Origin of the sequence: Apilactobacillus ozensis DSM 23829 = JCM 17196, from assembly GCF_001435995.1 — a bacterium.
Lineage (GTDB): Bacteria > Bacillota > Bacilli > Lactobacillales > Lactobacillaceae > Apilactobacillus > Apilactobacillus ozensis.
Genome location: NZ_AYYQ01000035.1, coordinates 129984 through 146404, shown reverse-complemented (window position 1 = coordinate 146404; position 16421 = coordinate 129984). Strand labels below are relative to the sequence as shown.

Here is a 16421-nt window from a genome sequence, read left to right as displayed (position 1 = left end):
AAAAAGAGTGAGCATCCCTGCTCACTCACTTAAGTACTCTATATCTCTCTTATTAGAGTAACATAAAAATACAAAGTTCTCAATTAAAAATCAAACAGACTAAGCTGATTTTCGTCTGGTAAACCTTTTAAGACATTATTTAAATCCATAAATTCAATTAACTTTTTAGAGACTTTACCACGTTTAGATAAATCTTCTTTAGATATAAATGGCTTATCTTCACGTGCAGCAACGATTTGCTTGGCAACATTTAGTCCTAGACCTGGTACTGATCTAAATGGTGCAATAAGCTTATCCCCATCAATCAACCATTTAGAAGCATCAGACTTATCTAAATCAATCATCTTAAAACCAAATCCACGCTCTAGCATCTCGTTAGCTAATTCTAAAACTGTTAATAAATTTTTCTCTTTAGCAGATGCATCGTTCCCCTTATCGGTAATTTCTTTCATAGCAGCTTTAACTGCTTCTTTACCGTGACACATAGACACAATATCAAAGTCATCAGCACGCACAGAAAAGTATGCACAATAATAAACTAGTGGAAAGTAAACTTTAAAATAAGCTACTCTTAACGCCATTAAAACATATGCTGCTGCATGGGCTCGTGGGAACATATATTTAATTTTTAAGCAAGATTCAATATACCAACTAGGAACATTTGTTTGACGCATTTTTGATTGCCACTCATCAGTGATACCACGGCCCTTTCGCACTGATTCCATAACTTGAAATGAGGTTTCTGAATCTAATCCCCAGTTAATTAAATCGGTCATAATATTATCACGGCAACCAATAACGTTCGCAATCGTTGCCTTACCTTCTTTAATTAGCTCATCAGCATTTCCTAACCATACATCCGTACCATGTGATAGTCCCGATATCTGTAACAATTCTGAAAAATTACTTGGGTGAGTTTGTTCCAACATTCCACGAACAAATTTAGTTCCGAATTCAGGAACTCCTAGCGTTCCAGTTTTAGAATTAATTTGTCTTTCGTCTACTCCTAAAATATCAGGTTTAGAAAAAATTGACATAACGCCTGGATCATCCATTGGTATGGACTGTGGATCAATTCCTGATAAATCTTGTAGTGTTCTAATCATAGTCGGATCATCATGTCCCAAAACATCCATTTTAAGAATATTATCATGAATAGAATGGAAATCAAAATGCGTCGTTTCCCAAGCTGCATTTTGGTCATCAGCCGGATATTGTACCGGCGTAAAATCATAAATATCCATATCATCTGGCACAATGATGATTCCGGCGGGATGTTGTCCGGTTGTACGTTTAACTCCAGTCGCTCCCTTAGCTAAACGATCAATTTCAGCAGTTCGTAAGGTTTGCTCAGTATCACGTTCATAGGCTTTTACGTATCCATAAGCCGTCTTATCTGCAATGGTACCAATAGTCCCAGCACGATAAACACTTTTCTCACCAAACAACACTTTTAAATAATTATGTGCAATTGGTTGATAATCTCCCGAGAAATTTAAATCAATATCTGGCACCTTATTACCAGTAAAGCCTAAGAAAGTTTCAAAAGGAATATTATGCCCGTCACCAATCATTAAGGTCCCACATTTTGGACACTTTTTATGTGGTAAATCGTATCCTGAACTATATTCACCTTTCGTGTAAAAATGTGAATACTTACATTCAGGACAACGATAATGTGGCGGAAGTGGATTAACTTCAGTTATTCCAGCCATAGTCGCTACTAAACTAGAACCAACTGAGCCTCTAGAACCAACTAAGTATCCATCTTTATTACTTTTGGCAACTAACCTTTGAGCAATTAGGTAAATAACTGAAAATCCATTACCGATAATACTTTTTAATTCTTTTTTTAGTCTTTTTTCAATGATATCGGGTAAGGGGTTACCATATAATTTATAGGCTGTAGCCATGGTCTTGTCTCTTATCTTATCTTCAGCACCATCCATATGTGGAGTATATAACTTATCTTTAACTGGATGTACGTCGTCAATTTCATCAGCAATTTTATTGGTATTAGTAACTACAATTTTTTTAGCTATGTCTTCACCAAGATAGGAAAAGTCTTTTAACATCTCATCAGTAGTTAAAAAATGTACATCTGGTAATTTTTGACGATTTAGTGGATTAGCCCCACCTTGCGAATGAATTAGAATTTTACGATAAATATAATCATGTGGGTCCAAATAATGAACATCCCCAGTTGCTACTACTGGTTTATTTAATTCTTCTCCTAAATCAACCATATTTTTAACTATTTCCTCTAAATGATTCTGATCATGAATTAATTGCGAATCAATTAGTGGTTGGTAGGCAGCTGATGGCTGAACTTCCAGATAATCGTAAAATTCAGCTTTTTTGCGAGCTTCATCTTTACCCTTTTGCATCATTGCGGTAAAAACTTCACCATTGGCACACGCTGAACCTACTAAGATACCATCACGATATTTTTCTAAAACACTTCTAGGAATTCTAGGAACTCGGTAGAAATAATCAACGTTAGAATAAGAAACTAGTTTAAACATATTTTTAAGACCAACTTGTGTTTTAGCCATTAAAATTGCGTGAAAAGGTCTAGCATGACGATAGGCTCCATTATCAGTCATATGGTCATTTAACTGGTCAATCGTTGTAATGCCATATCTTTTTTCAGCATCTTTCAAGAATAGATAGTTCAGATGACCTGTACTTTCCGCATCAAAAACAGCTCGGTGATGATGCTCTAAAGAAACGTTAAACTTTTTAGCTAAAGTATTTAAACGATAACTTTTGTAATGTGGGTATAAAAACCTCGCAAGTGGTAACGTATCAATAATTGGATTAGAAATTTCACTCATTCCATGTCTCTTATATCCAGTATTCATAAACCCAACGTCAAAAGTAACATTATGACCTACTACAATTGCATCTCCACAAAATTCTCTAAATAGTTTAAAAACCTCTTCTTCACTTTTCGAACCTTTAACCATTTCATCGGTAATAGAAGTCAAATTAGTCGTTTGTTCTGACAAATGAAATCCAGGGTCAATAAATTCTTCAAACTGATTAACAACATTATTATGCACCATTTTAACGGCTGATAATTCGATAACTCGATCATAAATCGCTGATAATCCAGTTGTTTCAACATCAAAAACTACATAGGTAGCACCTAATAGTTCACGACCATCATTATTAAATGAAATTGGGACACCGTCATCGACCACATTAGCTTCAACACCATACAGCATCTTAATGTCATTTTTTTTAGCTGCTTTATACGCAAAGGGAAAGCCTTGAATAGCACTATGGTCAGTGATAGCAATTGCTGGATGTCCCCAATCTTTAGCTCGCTTAACAAAGTCATCAATACTATTAGTTGCATCCATCTGACTCATTTGAGTATGCAGATGTAATTCAATACGTTTTTCATCAGCATTATCATGACGTTCTTCATGCTGCAAAGGATTAATATCGTATGCATTTAAAGTTAGTTCATGGGTATAATTATCTTCTTGTACACTTCCCCTAACTTTTATCCATTCACCTTCTTGTAAGGCAGCAAATTGATTTTTATCTTCATCGTTGTTAGAAAATTTCTTTACTACAATAGAAGAACTATAATCAGTAATTTTTAAAATCATTAATTGTCTACCAGAACGTAATTCCCTAATTTCTTTATCAAAAATATGCCCGTTAACAATTACTGAGCGTTCCTCTTGTAAAATATCAGCTAGCTTTGTAACCGATTCATCACTGTTTATTTTTTTACCAATCGTAACTTTTCCATTGGGAATAGCAGCTTTTTTATTGTTATCACGTTTTTGATTAGCATCTTTTATCGCTTCAACTGCTTTTTGAGCTAACTTAGCATCATCCATTTCTTTTTTTTGCCTAAATTCATTTATTTTTTCTTGTGATGCTGTATTATCAACTCTAATATTAATATGAAACTTAGGAAAACCTAGTTGAGCATACATTTCTTCAATTGGTCCTAAAGCTTTTTGAACCAAAAAGTTTTTAACAATTTCATTTTCAGCTACATATTCAACCTTAGATTCTATCAACTTAGGTGGTTCTGAATTTAATAAAGTTTGAATTAAAGAAGTTGAAACTCCACTATTTTTAATAATCCAAATCCAATATTCGCCAAGCAGTTTGTTATTAAAGTTATTATTCCTGGTCTTTATAAATAAATTGGTTTTGGCAATTGGACTAAAAGTAGCCTGCATACGACTATAAAAGTCGATAAATTTTTTATATGGCAAAATGTTATTTAAACTTATTAAAAAATCCCAACAGTTAGATTTTTCATGAACATTAATTTCATCAATTAAACCACTTTTAAAATCTTCATCACTAACTGAATCTGTCATCTGAAGTTGGTTTAGCAATTTAATAAACAAATCAGGGTTATCCATTAATTTTAAGCCCTCCTAATCAAAGATTAAAAAAGACCAGTTACATCTTTCACTGGTCTTTTTTATTGCTATTGAACATCCTTAAGTAAAATTTCAATTGTATTTTTCAATTCTTCTTTTTTCACTTCAATAGTTTCGCCACTCTTACGAATTTTAATTTCAACAATACCTTCTGAAGCTTTTTTACCAACTGTTACTCTAATTGGAATTCCAATTAAATCTGAATCAGCAAACTTAACTCCCGCACGTTCTTTACGGTCATCAACCAACACTTGATATCCTGATTGAGTTAAATCATCATTAATCTCATTTGCTAAATCCATTTGATCAGCTTTTTTAGCATTTACTGGAATGACATGGATGTCAAAAGGTGCAATTTCTTTTGGCCAAATGAGTCCATTTTCATCAGCTTGTTGTTCAGCAATCGCTGTAAGTAAACGACTAATTCCAATTCCATAACATCCCATCACAACGGGTACTTCACGTCCATTTTCATCTAAAACGTTAGCATTCAATGCTTTAGAATATCTAGTGCCTAACTTAAAGATATGACCAATTTCAATTCCGCGAGTAAAGCTCAGTACTCCGGAACCATCTGGAGAAATTTCTCCTTCTTCAACCATTCTAAAGTCACCATAACTAACATCATTAAAATCACGTTCAGGATTAACATTTGCAAAATGATAACCATCTTCGTTAGCACCGCTGTAAACATTAACCATATCTTTAACATAGTTATCGGCTAGTAACTTTATTGAATCGTCTAAATTAACGGGACCTACGTAACCTCTAGTGGTGTGCATGTATTTTTGAATATCATCAGTCGAAGCTAAATCTAATTCATCAGCTTTTAGATAATTTTTAACTTTTACTTCGTTAATCTCATGGTCGCCACGTAAAGCTACCAACACTGGATTACCATCAGCAATGAACAAAATACTTTTAATGACGTGCTGTGCATCAGTATCTAATAAGTTAACATCATCTTCAATAGATTCCACATCAGGTGTAGATATTTTTGCAATATCTTTAGCTACTTCAGATGACTTTTCACCAGTGTACTTACTAGTTGCCATCTCAATATTGGCAGCGTAATCACCTTCATTAGAGTATACGATTGTATCTTCACCCACTGCAGCTGGGGCAGAAAATTCAGTGGAATCCGAGCCCCCCATTGCGCCACCGTCACCAATAATACTACGGTATTTTAGACCAACTTGATTAAAGATGTTTTCATAAGCTTTCTTCATATCCTTGTAGATGCGGTCTAAATCGTCATCGTTGATTGAAAATGAATAAGCATCCTTCATCAAGAATTCACGACAACGTAGCAAACCATATCTAGGGCGATCTTCATCACGATACTTGGGTTGGATTTGATATAAAACTAATGGTAATTTTTTGTAAGATTTGATTGAATCCTTAATAATTGTTGTGTATGTTTCCTCATGTGTAGGACCTAGTATAAAGTCAGTATCATGACGATTCTTTAGTTTAAACAATTCAGGACCATAAGTAGCTAAACGTCCTGAGTCTTCCCATAATTTTGCGGGTAAGATAGCAGGAACTAAAGTTTCATTAGCATCAATTTTATCCATTTCTTGACGAATAATTTTTTCAATCTTTGAAATAACTCGATATGCTAATGGCAAATAAGCGTACATACCTGCTGAAATTTGTTTAATGTATCCTGCTCTAAGCATTAACTGATGACTTAAAGCCTCTGCACCCTTTGGTGCTTCTTTTAATGTAGGCATTAAAATTTTTGATTGTTTCATATGAATCTCCTTAAAAGAAATATATTACCTTATAAAATATCTTTGTATATCGTTGAAAGTAACTAGTAGCATTAATATTAGTAAGAACACCGCTCCAACTACAGTAATAATGGTTTCTACCTTTTCTGAAACTGGTTTTCTTCTAATGGCTTCAATTATGTTCAATAATATTTTACCACCATCTAAAGCTGGAATTGGTATTAAGTTCATAATCGCCAAATTTATAGATAAAAACGCAAGTAAATTAACGACTCCTAAAACTCCTAATTTGGCTGCCTGTGACGTACTAGCAAATATGGCCACTGGACCTCCTAAGTCATTTAAACTAAAGTGTCCAACAATCATATAATATAGTGCCGACACTAAAGTAGTTGTCATTCGCCAAGTTTGTGTAAATCCAGAAGTTATTTTAGCTGTAAATGAATTATCAGTGGTTTGCGTAATTCCAATTACACCCACTTTTTTGTTATTGTATTCGGAACTACCAGTTTTTAAATTAATTTTACGACTTTGGTTATTTCTCTCTACATCTAAAGCAATTTTCTGATTGGGTTTAGCTTGAATTTGTTTAGTTAAATCATACCAGTTATTAACCTTAGCATCGTTAATCTTTAGTATTTTGTCATTATTTTGTAAACCTGCTTTGGCAGCTATTGAATCGTTAGAGGCTAAATTTACCTTATTAGTATAACTAGAAACGCCACCTTGCATGAAAGAAACGACCGTAAAAGCTACGATTGCAAGCAAAACATTATTAAAAACTCCAGCAAAATTAGTTAAAATTCTTCTAAACAGTGGAGCATTTTGAAACTGAACATCTTCTGGAGCAATTTGAACTTCAGTTCCATCTTCTTCAATAATTGTTGCATCATGATTTACTTTAAAAGTCTTTTTTTCGCTTTCGTCAGCATTCTCAAAACCTTCAATGAACAAATCTTTTTCTAAATCTGCCTTAGTAACCGTCAAGGGTACTCCATTGAATAGTGTTTGTTTATGACTTGTATTAATGGAAATAACTTCATTGTTGTCACTATTAAATTTCAAACTGATAGGCGTGCCAGGCTTAATTTCTTGGGACTCATTATCAGCACTACCTGCCATCCTAACATACCCACCTAGTGGTAATAATCGCCAAGTGTAAGTAGTATTATTCTTACGGTAATAAAAAATTTTAGGACCCATTCCTATTGAAAACTCACGTACCATAATTCCTGATTTTTTAGCTACAATGAAATGTCCAAACTCATGCACAATTACTAATAAACCAAAAACTATAATAAATGAAATTATCGTAGTAATCAAAAGCATTCCTCCTTAATAAAGAACCTTAAATGATTCCAAATAAATGTAATAACGGTAATATAAAAATTAGACTATCAAAGCGGTCTAAAATTCCACCGTGCCCCGGTAAAATTTTCCCAGAGTCCTTCACTCGATAATATCTCTTTAGAGCCGATTCTACTAAATCACCAAATTGACCAGCAATTGAAAGAACGACCGTAATAATCAACATTTCAAAAATATTAAAACCAGCAATTGGATAAATGCAAATCCATAATACCCCAACAATTGTAGCAATTATAGATCCTCCAACCGATCCTTCCCAAGTTTTATTAGGACTAACATTTGGAGCTAATTTATGTTTACCAATTTTACGACCAATTAGATATGCACCACTATCAGTCATCCAAACAATCAATAAGGCATAAAATAAAACTGATAATCCAGCATTTCTTGCCGCAATGAAGTAATGGAAACCATTTCCAACATAAAACATAGCTAAGAAAAGCACTGCTGCATCATCAAATGAAAAAGTATTTTTGGTAACAACAGTTCTGAGTAAAAAAAGCATTGCCACCAAATAAATCCAAAAAGAAGGATTAGCAATATTGAAGGTGCTAAATAACCAGGTAGCCGGAACAATTACTAAGAATACTCCTATCCATGATAGAAAAGCTTCTGGAGAAACTAATAGTTTCTTCTTCATAATTAATATTTCAGACATTGCTACTAAACCTAAAAATATACCAGCAATATCTACAAATATTCCACCAGCAATAACTATCGGAACAAAAATAATCAAAGCTATTACAGCAGTTAAAACTCTTTGTTTCATAATCTATATATCTCCTATATATTTAATTAACTATTTTAATCCACCAAATCGGCGATGTCTATTTTGATATTCTAATATGCAATCGGACAGTATTTCAGCATCAAAGTCTGGCCAATTTTCATTTCTAAAGACAAATTCACTATATGCAACTTGCCAAAGTAAAAAGTTAGACAATCTTTTTTCACCACTAGTTCTAATTAGCAAATCTGGATTGGCTAATTTACCTAAGTTAGTGGTCATTAAATTATTTTGTACCGTTTCTTTAGAAATATCATCGATATCTATTTCATTATTTTTAACCAAACGGGCTATCTTTTGAATAGATGTAACTATTTCATCTTGAGCACCGTAGTTCAAGGCAAAATTTAAAATCATTCCATCACAATTAGCGGTGGCTTCGATTGCTTTTTTTACTGCTTGTTGTGTTTGTTCAGGAAGTTGGTTAATGTAACCCATAACTTGAACTTTAACATTATTAGCTATTAAATCCGGAATAAAGTCATTAAAAAATTTACTAGGTAATCCCATTAAATAGTTAACTTCTTTATCTGGTCGACGCCAGTTTTCAGTAGAAAAAGCATATAAAGTTAAAACCTTAATTCCTAAAGCTGAAGCGGCCTTAGTAATAGTCTTAACAGTATTCATCCCTTTCTTATGTCCAGCAATTCTAGGCATGTGACGTGCTTTAGCCCATCTACCATTACCGTCCATAATAATTGCAACATGTTTGGGAATATTATTATTATCTATCTTAAAACTTTCAACATTTTTTGATTTAAACATCATTTCACCACTTTAAAAATAATAAAGGATGAGAATAATCTCATCCTTTATAAAATATAAAAATAAATTATTGGATTAATCTCCATTCTCCACGTTTTGTTTCAGCTAAGGTATTGAAGTATTTTAATAATTGGTTAGCATCAGCAGCGCTGCGTGAACCTAACATATTTAAACCTTCTCCAGTAGGAATTGGATCGCTTAAGTCTGTAATTTCATTGTCATTTTCGATAGTTGCTTGAGTAAATGCCATAATCCAGTCTTCTTCAATAAGTTGAGAAACTACAAAAAACATATTAAAGTCATCAGCAACAAAAACTGGCATAACATAAATACCATCTTGTATTTCTCTAAGTTGGTTACCATTGTATGATAATGCTTGTAGATTTTTACCAGTTAAGGGTTTATCTAGTTTAAAAATCATTTTTTCAAATTCTTTAGTTCCAGGTGTTATCTCTTGTTCTGCCATAAAATAAAAACTCCTATATAAATAAATTTATTAACCGTTCATTACTTCTTTTTCTTTATCAGCAACGATTTGTTCAACATTTTTAATTGATGCATCTGTGATTTTTTGAATTTCATCTTCTAAACGATGAGCTTCATCATCAGTAAAGTCATCATTTTTATTACCTTTTTTAACTGAATCCATTGAATCGCGTCTAACATTTCTAACCGCAACCTTGCTTTGTTCACCAGTTGCCTTTACTTGCTTTGCGATTTCTTTTCTTCGTTCCTCAGTTAGTTGAGGTACTACTAAACGAATGTTGTCACCATCGTTAGCTGGATTAATTCCAATGTTAGCTTCCAAAATACCTTTTTCAATATTATCCAAAGCACTTTTATCGTAAGGTGTCACCATAATTACACGTGGTTCAGGAATAGTTATAGAAGCAATTTGGTTTAATGGTGTGTCAGCGCCGTAATAACTCACTGTTACATTATTTAATAAGCTAGCATTTGCATGTCCAGCTCTAATGGTGCTTAGTTCTCTTTTTAAAGCTTGTTCAGCTTTACCCATTCTATCTTTAGATGAGCTAATTATTTCATTTGAGTTCATAAATTTATTTTCCTTTCACTGTTGTTCCAATGTGTTCACCTTGAACAACTTTTTTTATGTTACCAGATTTATTTAAATTAAATACAACTAAAGGAATGCTATTATCCATAGACAATGTACTTGCTGTGGAGTCCATAACTTTTAATCCTTTATTAATAATATCCATTTGAGTTAATTCATCATACTTTACAGCGTTTGGATTCTTATTAGGATCATCTGAATAAATTCCATCTACCCCATTTTTAGCCATTAGAATTGCATCGGCATGTATTTCTGCAGCTCTAAGTGCTGAAGTAGTGTCAGTAGAAAAATAAGGATTCCCAGTTCCACCTGAAAAAATAACTACACGATTCTTTTCTAGATGACGAACCGCTTTTCTACGAATGTATGGTTCAGCAATTTGACGCATTTCAATTGATGTTTGCACTCTTGTAGGTACATTTAAGGACTCCAAATTATCTTGTAATGCTAGACCATTCATAATGGTAGCAAGCATTCCAATGTAATCTGCTTGAGTTCTTTCCATACCCATTTGCGAACCAGCAATTCCGCGCCACATGTTACCACCACCTACGACGATGGCAATTTGTATACCTAAGTCATAAATATCTTTGACTTCTTCAGCAATTTTTTTAATAACTGGCGGATTGATTCCAAATCCTTGATTGCCAGCCAAAGCTTCTCCGCTTAGCTTTAAAACGATACGTTTATATTTCAAGTCTGACATCAATGTTCCTCCCAGGATGTTGTTTATTAATTATAATTTTAGCATAATATATAAAACAACGATAGTTTATTACCATATAAAGATACAAAAAAAGACGTGCCACGCACATCTTTTTTTAAATGAATTATTTCATTTGTTCTTTAACTTCATCAGCAAAGTTAGTTTCTTGTTTTTCAATACCTTCTCCAACTTCGTAACGAGCGTAATCCTTTAGTTTACCACCCTTAGAAGCAACGTATTGAGAAACTGTTTGGTCAGAATCCATAACAAAGTCTTGGTCAGCTAAACTAATTCCTGATAAGAACTTGTTAAGTCTACCTTCAACCATTTTTTCAACAATATTTTCTGGTTTACCCTCATTCAAGGCTTCTTTCTTAAGAACTTCTTTTTCGTGTTCCAAACGGTCTTGAGGAACAGAATTGCGGTCCAAGTATTCAGGATGAGCTGCTGCAGTATGCATAGCAACGTGTTTTGCAGTTTCATCATCAGCACCATCAATAAGTACTAAAGCACCAATTAAACCACCGTTGTGTAAGTATGCACCAAAGTGTTCGTTTTCAGATTTGTTGAAGATTTGGAAACGACGTAAAGTGATTTTTTCACCAGTGATTTGAGTAGTGTTAATGATAGTATCATTAACTGTACCCTTATCAGTCTTTAATTGTAAAGCGGCTTCAACATCAGCAGGTTTTTCTTGAACAATTTTGTTAGCAATTAGTTCTACTAATTGAATAAAATCATCATTACCAGCAACGAAATCTGTTTCAGCATTAACTTCAACAATAGCAGCAGTGTCACCATCAACAGCAATTCTAGTTAAACCAGCAGCTGCAACACGGTCACTCTTCTTTTGAGCCTTTGCAATACCTTTTTCACGTAAGTAATCAAGTGCTTTTTGTTCGTCACCATCAGAAGCAACTAAAGCTTTTTTAGCATCCATCATACCAACACTAGTCTTGTCACGTAGTTGTTTTACTTGAGCAGCAGTTATTTTTGCCATAATTAATGGCCTCCTTATCTTTATACAATAAACAAAAATATTATAAAAGGCTGACTTAGCCCAGGCCTTTTCCGGTCTAAAAACATAAGTCAGCCTAAGTGTTTAACAAATACTATTTAGATAATTATTTGTTTTCACTTTCGTTATCTTCTTCTTTGAAGGTGTTTTCGTCAACTTGTTCTTCACCTTGGTTACCTTCAACAATAGCATCAGCCATCTTAGAAGTAATCAAACGAACAGCACGAATAGCATCATCATTTGATGGGATAATAACATCGATATCATCAGGATCAGTGTTAGTATCAACCATGGCAACAATTGGAATGTTTAATTTGTGTGCTTCGTTAACAGCTAATTGTTCTTTACGAGGGTCTACAATAAACATAACATCAGGAATCTTAGGCATATCTTCGATACCACCTAAGAATTTTTCTAATTTAGCAGTTTTCTTTTTAAGTAAGGAAACTTCTTTTTTAGGTAAACGTTCAAAAGTACCATCTTCGGCCATCTTCTTAAGGTCTTTTAAGTACTTGATACGACTTTGAATTGTATCCCAGTTAGTTAAAGTACCACCTAACCAACGATGGTTAACGTAGTATTGGCCAGCTCTTTTAGCTTCTTCTTCGATGGAATCTTGAGCTTGTTTTTTAGTACCAACAAAAAGTACAACAGCACCCTTAGCAGCTTCATCTTTCATGTAGTTGTAAGCATCATCAGCCATCTTTACAGTTTTTTGTAAATCGATGATGTAGATACCATTACGTTGAGTAAAGATGTATTTAGCCATCTTAGGGTTCCAACGACGAGTTTGGTGTCCAAAGTGAACACCGGCTTCTAATAATTGTTTCATAGAAATAACAGACATGTTATTAGTCCTCCAAATTAGTTTTTTCCTCCCCGCAGGTCATGTAGATAAGAAACTTATTCAGCACTATCTTAACTATCACTACAGGTGTGAATTGATATTTATTAATACCGATAAGTATTATAACTAAAATTTAAGTAACAATCAACTAAAAGTTATTTAAATTCTACTAATTTATCGGAAGTTCCTTTTTCAATCAAATCTTTATTTGCACTCATTGAAAATTTAACCATGTTTTGTACGGCCGTTTTAGTATAAAAGGCAATATGTGGAGTAACTAATACATTCTCACGTTGCATTAGATTCTTCAGTCTTTCATCTGGTATTTTATCAAAGCTACCAAAATCTTTATTAAAAATACCAACTTCATCTTCATAAACATCTAAAGCAGCTCCAGCAACTTTACCACTATCTAAAGCTCTAATTAGCGCATCGGTATCTATTAAAGTTCCACGGGCTGGGTTTAAAATCCAAACGCCGTCTTTCATTTTGGCAAAGGCATCATCATTTAACATGTGTTCATTTTCTTTAACTGCAGGTGCATGAATGGATAATACATCTGATTGTGCATATAACTCGTCAGGAGTATCTACATAAATACCTTCTTTTTCAAGTTCTGGATTATGATAAATGTCATATGCAATAACTTTAGCACCAAACCCTCGATAAATATTAATTGCTGCGCGTCCAATACGACCAGTAGCAAAGACTCCTACCGTCATTTTATTTAATTCATCTGCTTGGTCAGGGGCCCAAGTTAAATCGCCAGCGGCTTGTTTTTGATCAAATTTTTTAGTTCTTCTTAATAATCTCATTAGTTCAGTTACGGTAAATTCAGCAATTGCTTGAGGAGAATAAGCAGGAACATTAGTAACCTTGATTTCATTGGCTTTAACAGCATTAGAATCAACATTATCTACTCCAACATTTCTTAATGATAATGCCTTAATACCAAACTGGCCTAGTTTATCTAACACTGATTTAGTATATGGTTTTTGTTGATATGCAACTACCCCATTACAACCTTCAGCTTCTGAAACTGTCGAGTCGTCAAGTAAGCGTTTTTCTATCGTTACTTCAACTTCCGGATTTTCTTGTTCCCATTCTTTAAAATATGGTAATTCGTCATCTCTTACACCATAAGCAATAATTTTCATGTGAAAAAACCTCCAGCACATTATTTAATATTAGTAATTAATAATTGCTAACGATAGTAATTATAACATTTACATCAACTAAAGTAAGCGACAATCCACTCCATGCCCTAATAAGTACTTAATCTTATTACTTCTAGTTTGATGTTTAAACCAATATTCTTTTCTTAATGCTGAACTTTTATCGGTAAAGCCCTCATAGTATATAAGTTTCACTGGCAAATGAAATCTAGTATATTTAGCACCTTTTCCACTTTGATGCTTAATAAGTCTTTTTTGAACATCATTAGTGTATCCACCATATAAAGAATTATCACCGCATCTTAATACATAGAAAAAATAATTATTATTTTCCATACAACATTTCTCTAACTAAAGGATTATACTCATTTTTTTGATTATAAACTGTAATAGGTGGCAAAACCTTTAGCCCACCAACTTTACCACTCTTAATACCTTCAACTAAGACAATATTAGCGTTTTTATTAACCCGAGGATATACAAATTGCACTTGCTTAGGAATAATTCCGTACTTACTCATTTTATTCATTAATTCAGTTAGTCGATCAGGACGATAAACAAAAAAAGCTTTCCCGTTAGTTTTTAACAAACCTTGGCTAATTTGCATAATGTCATCTAAATTGGTGGTTATTTCATGCCTAGCTATTGCTAAGTATTTATTTGGATTCTTTTTACTAGCTTTAAAATTAGGAAAATACGGCGGATTACAAGTTATAATATCTACAGAGTCTTTTGGTACATGTCTAAAACTATTCAATAAATCATCTTGAAAAACATCTATTTTATTCTCTAAATGATTTAATAATACGCTGCGTTTAGCCATATCTGCTAATTTAGTTTGTAATTCTATTGAATTAATTGAACCATTAATTTTATGTGCTAAAAAGAGACCTACAGCACCATTTCCTGCACATAAGTCTACCAATTTAACCTTTTTTAATGGTATTTTAGTAAAATAAGCCAGTAAGACTGCATCTAATGAAAAAGAAAACACTTCTGGATTTTGAATTATTTTAACATCACTACTATATAGCTGATCAATTCTTTCATTTTCATTTAATTTTACATTCATAAATAAGACCATCCTAAAAATAAAAAATTTACATAGAACATAATTTATATAATAATATAGATTGGGAAAAATAGAGAGGAGAAATATAATGTATTCTTTTTTAAGAGTATTGGCACGTGTTATTTTCTTTTTAATCAATGGAAAAATGTCAATTAAAAATAAAGAAAAAATTCCGGAGGGCAATTACATACTAGTAGCACCACATCGAACTTGGTTTGACCCGCTTTATTTCGCATTGGCTGCTAGTCCTAAAAAATTTGCTTTCATGGCAAAAAAGGAGTTATTTAAAAATCCTATTTTACGATTCATTCTAGTGCATGCCCACGTAATTAGTGTTGACAGAGAAAATCCAGGTCCATCAGTAATTAAAGAACCTGTCAAAGCTCTAACCAAAAGTGAATTATCATTGATAATATTTCCTTCAGGAACTAGACATTCAAGCGAGCTAAAAGGTGGAGCATCTTTAATTGCTAAGATAGCAAATAAACCGTTAGTACCTGCCGTATATCAAGGACCACTGTCATTAAAAGCATTGTTTTCTAGAAAGAAAACTTACGTAAACTTTGGTGAACCAATCTATATAGATCGCAAGATAAAGCTAAATGACGAGGCTCAAAAAGATATTGAAAAAAGAATGCAAGATGCTTTTGACAAACTAGACAAAGAAATAAACCCCAGTTTTAAGTACGTTGATGTATCTAAGAAAAAATAAAAAGAAGTGTGAGTTTTGAACCGCCTTACAAAAGTTAGTTTTAATGTCCAACTTTTGTAAGGCGGTTCAATTTTAGTTCACACTTCTTTTTATTTTGCATGTGCCTTCATGCTATTCATCATTTGATGTAACTTTTTAGCAGAAGGTTTTTGACCCATTTGTAGCATCATTGCTCTTAATTGGTCTTCATTAATTGGTGGATTGTCACGTAAGTATTTTTCCATATATTTACGTGCAATGTAAAATCCACCCACAACTCCAACTAATAATGCAACGATTACTAGCATAATCCAGATTCCAGTGCTCACTATTTACACTTCCCCTCTGTTAAACTAACTTATATGGTTAATTCTACACAAAATCAATCAATATTTAAAGATGGTAAAGTTAAAAAGTCTTAATCATCCCTTAAATTCTTTTTACGTTGAACTTCTCTAACTTTTTCCGGTGTTACTTCTTTACCTTCTTTATTAAAAATTCTAGTCATTTCAATTTGACTACGAAAGTTTTCTTTAAATCTTTTAACATACTTTTTACGTAATTTTTTTTGTTCTTCCTGTTCCGAAACTGTTAAACCTTCATCAGTTTTTGCTTTATGAGCTAATTCATTAATTCTAGGAATTAATTCTTTTAAAACTTTATCTTCTGCCATTTTATATCTCCTTAATTAGTTATTAAATATTTTTAGGGGAACATTAGTTTGAATGTCCCATCAGCCTATGCTAACATTGTTGAT

16 protein-coding genes are annotated in these 16421 nt (G+C 33.0%); 1 reads left to right on the top strand and 15 read right to left on the bottom strand.

Annotated elements, in window-relative coordinates; translation table 11 throughout:
- Nucleotides 1-83: 83 nt before the first annotated feature.
- From FD06_RS06180 to FD06_RS06120, 13 genes are all read right to left on the bottom strand, one after another.
- On the bottom strand, nucleotides 84-4400 hold the full coding sequence (locus tag FD06_RS06180; protein WP_056966797.1) for a PolC-type DNA polymerase III: 4317 nt from the start codon (nucleotides 4398-4400) through the stop codon (nucleotides 84-86).
- A gap of 68 nt (nucleotides 4401-4468) precedes the next feature.
- Nucleotides 4469-6178 carry a proline--tRNA ligase gene (locus FD06_RS06175; RefSeq protein ID WP_056966796.1) on the bottom strand — a complete coding sequence of 570 codons (1710 nt, stop codon included), beginning with the start codon at nucleotides 6176-6178 and terminating at the stop codon, nucleotides 4469-4471.
- Nucleotides 6179-6202: 24 nt separating this feature from the next.
- A complete protein-coding gene (rseP, locus tag FD06_RS06170; protein WP_056966793.1) occupies nucleotides 6203-7480 on the bottom strand; it encodes an RIP metalloprotease RseP in 1278 nt (425 codons plus the stop codon).
- 25 nt (nucleotides 7481-7505) lie between these two features.
- Nucleotides 7506-8294 (bottom strand): phosphatidate cytidylyltransferase, encoded by a 789-nt coding sequence (locus tag FD06_RS06165; protein WP_054656950.1) that lies wholly within the window; start codon nucleotides 8292-8294, stop codon nucleotides 7506-7508.
- 30 nt (nucleotides 8295-8324) lie between these two features.
- Complete coding sequence (locus FD06_RS06160) at nucleotides 8325-9080, bottom strand: isoprenyl transferase (RefSeq protein ID WP_056966792.1); 756 nt, start codon at nucleotides 9078-9080, stop codon at nucleotides 8325-8327.
- Between the two features lie 64 nt (nucleotides 9081-9144).
- A complete protein-coding gene (locus FD06_RS06155) occupies nucleotides 9145-9543 on the bottom strand; it encodes a hypothetical protein (RefSeq protein ID WP_056966790.1) in 399 nt (132 codons plus the stop codon).
- Between the two features lie 30 nt (nucleotides 9544-9573).
- Nucleotides 9574-10134: a ribosome recycling factor gene (gene frr, locus FD06_RS06150; RefSeq protein WP_056966788.1), complete on the bottom strand. Its 561-nt coding sequence runs from the start codon at nucleotides 10132-10134 to the stop codon at nucleotides 9574-9576.
- A gap of 4 nt (nucleotides 10135-10138) precedes the next feature.
- Nucleotides 10139-10861 carry a UMP kinase gene (gene pyrH, locus FD06_RS06145; RefSeq protein ID WP_056966786.1) on the bottom strand — a complete coding sequence of 241 codons (723 nt, stop codon included), beginning with the start codon at nucleotides 10859-10861 and terminating at the stop codon, nucleotides 10139-10141.
- 124 nt (nucleotides 10862-10985) lie between these two features.
- Nucleotides 10986-11861, bottom strand: coding sequence for a translation elongation factor Ts (tsf, locus tag FD06_RS06140; protein ID WP_056966784.1), 876 nt, complete (start codon nucleotides 11859-11861; stop codon nucleotides 10986-10988).
- A gap of 124 nt (nucleotides 11862-11985) precedes the next feature.
- The gene (gene rpsB, locus FD06_RS06135) at nucleotides 11986-12726 is read right to left on the bottom strand and encodes a 30S ribosomal protein S2 (protein WP_054656952.1); all 741 of its coding nucleotides are present in this window, start codon (nucleotides 12724-12726) and stop codon (nucleotides 11986-11988) included.
- Nucleotides 12727-12881: 155 nt separating this feature from the next.
- Nucleotides 12882-13883, bottom strand: a complete 1002-nt coding sequence (locus FD06_RS06130; protein ID WP_056966782.1) for a D-2-hydroxyacid dehydrogenase — start codon at nucleotides 13881-13883, stop codon at nucleotides 12882-12884.
- Between the two features lie 78 nt (nucleotides 13884-13961).
- Nucleotides 13962-14237 carry a GIY-YIG nuclease family protein gene (locus FD06_RS06125; protein ID WP_056966781.1) on the bottom strand — a complete coding sequence of 92 codons (276 nt, stop codon included), beginning with the start codon at nucleotides 14235-14237 and terminating at the stop codon, nucleotides 13962-13964.
- Nucleotides 14227-14973 (bottom strand): tRNA1(Val) (adenine(37)-N6)-methyltransferase, encoded by a 747-nt coding sequence (locus tag FD06_RS06120; RefSeq protein WP_054656954.1) that lies wholly within the window; start codon nucleotides 14971-14973, stop codon nucleotides 14227-14229. Before FD06_RS06120 ends, FD06_RS06125 begins: the two co-directional genes overlap by 11 nt.
- Before the next feature lie 85 nt (nucleotides 14974-15058).
- Here FD06_RS06120 and FD06_RS06115 point away from each other — a divergent pair, with 85 nt between their 5' ends.
- On the top strand, nucleotides 15059-15685 hold the full coding sequence (locus FD06_RS06115; RefSeq protein WP_056966937.1) for a lysophospholipid acyltransferase family protein: 627 nt from the start codon (nucleotides 15059-15061) through the stop codon (nucleotides 15683-15685).
- A gap of 89 nt (nucleotides 15686-15774) precedes the next feature.
- On the opposite strand, the gene FD06_RS06110 is transcribed toward FD06_RS06115, so the two are convergent.
- Both FD06_RS06110 and FD06_RS06105 read right to left on the bottom strand, forming a co-directional pair.
- Nucleotides 15775-15993 (bottom strand): YneF family protein, encoded by a 219-nt coding sequence (locus FD06_RS06110; RefSeq protein ID WP_054656956.1) that lies wholly within the window; start codon nucleotides 15991-15993, stop codon nucleotides 15775-15777.
- A gap of 89 nt (nucleotides 15994-16082) precedes the next feature.
- Nucleotides 16083-16337 carry a DUF896 domain-containing protein gene (locus FD06_RS06105; protein ID WP_054656958.1) on the bottom strand — a complete coding sequence of 85 codons (255 nt, stop codon included), beginning with the start codon at nucleotides 16335-16337 and terminating at the stop codon, nucleotides 16083-16085.
- Nucleotides 16338-16421 lie beyond the last annotated feature (84 nt).

What these genes read in the sequence shown, in the direction of transcription:
- FD06_RS06180 (WP_056966797.1), bottom strand. Translation starts at nt 4,400, where the DNA reads ATGGATAACCCTGATTTGTTTATTAAATTGCTAAACCAACTTCAGATG.
- FD06_RS06175 (WP_056966796.1), bottom strand. Translation starts at nt 6,178, where the DNA reads ATGAAACAATCAAAAATTTTAATGCCTACATTAAAAGAAGCACCAAAG.
- FD06_RS06165 (WP_054656950.1), bottom strand. Translation starts at nt 8,294, where the DNA reads ATGAAACAAAGAGTTTTAACTGCTGTAATAGCTTTGATTATTTTTGTT.
- FD06_RS06160 (WP_056966792.1), bottom strand. Translation starts at nt 9,080, where the DNA reads ATGATGTTTAAATCAAAAAATGTTGAAAGTTTTAAGATAGATAATAAT.
- FD06_RS06155 (WP_056966790.1), bottom strand. Translation starts at nt 9,543, where the DNA reads ATGGCAGAACAAGAGATAACACCTGGAACTAAAGAATTTGAAAAAATG.
- frr (WP_056966788.1), bottom strand. Translation starts at nt 10,134, where the DNA reads ATGAACTCAAATGAAATAATTAGCTCATCTAAAGATAGAATGGGTAAA.
- pyrH (WP_056966786.1), bottom strand. Translation starts at nt 10,861, where the DNA reads ATGTCAGACTTGAAATATAAACGTATCGTTTTAAAGCTAAGCGGAGAA.
- tsf (WP_056966784.1), bottom strand. Translation starts at nt 11,861, where the DNA reads ATGGCAAAAATAACTGCTGCTCAAGTAAAACAACTACGTGACAAGACT.
- rpsB (WP_054656952.1), bottom strand. Translation starts at nt 12,726, where the DNA reads ATGTCTGTTATTTCTATGAAACAATTATTAGAAGCCGGTGTTCACTTT.
- FD06_RS06130 (WP_056966782.1), bottom strand. Translation starts at nt 13,883, where the DNA reads ATGAAAATTATTGCTTATGGTGTAAGAGATGACGAATTACCATATTTT.
- FD06_RS06125 (WP_056966781.1), bottom strand. Translation starts at nt 14,237, where the DNA reads ATGGAAAATAATAATTATTTTTTCTATGTATTAAGATGCGGTGATAAT.
- FD06_RS06120 (WP_054656954.1), bottom strand. Translation starts at nt 14,973, where the DNA reads ATGAATGTAAAATTAAATGAAAATGAAAGAATTGATCAGCTATATAGT.
- FD06_RS06105 (WP_054656958.1), bottom strand. Translation starts at nt 16,337, where the DNA reads ATGGCAGAAGATAAAGTTTTAAAAGAATTAATTCCTAGAATTAATGAA.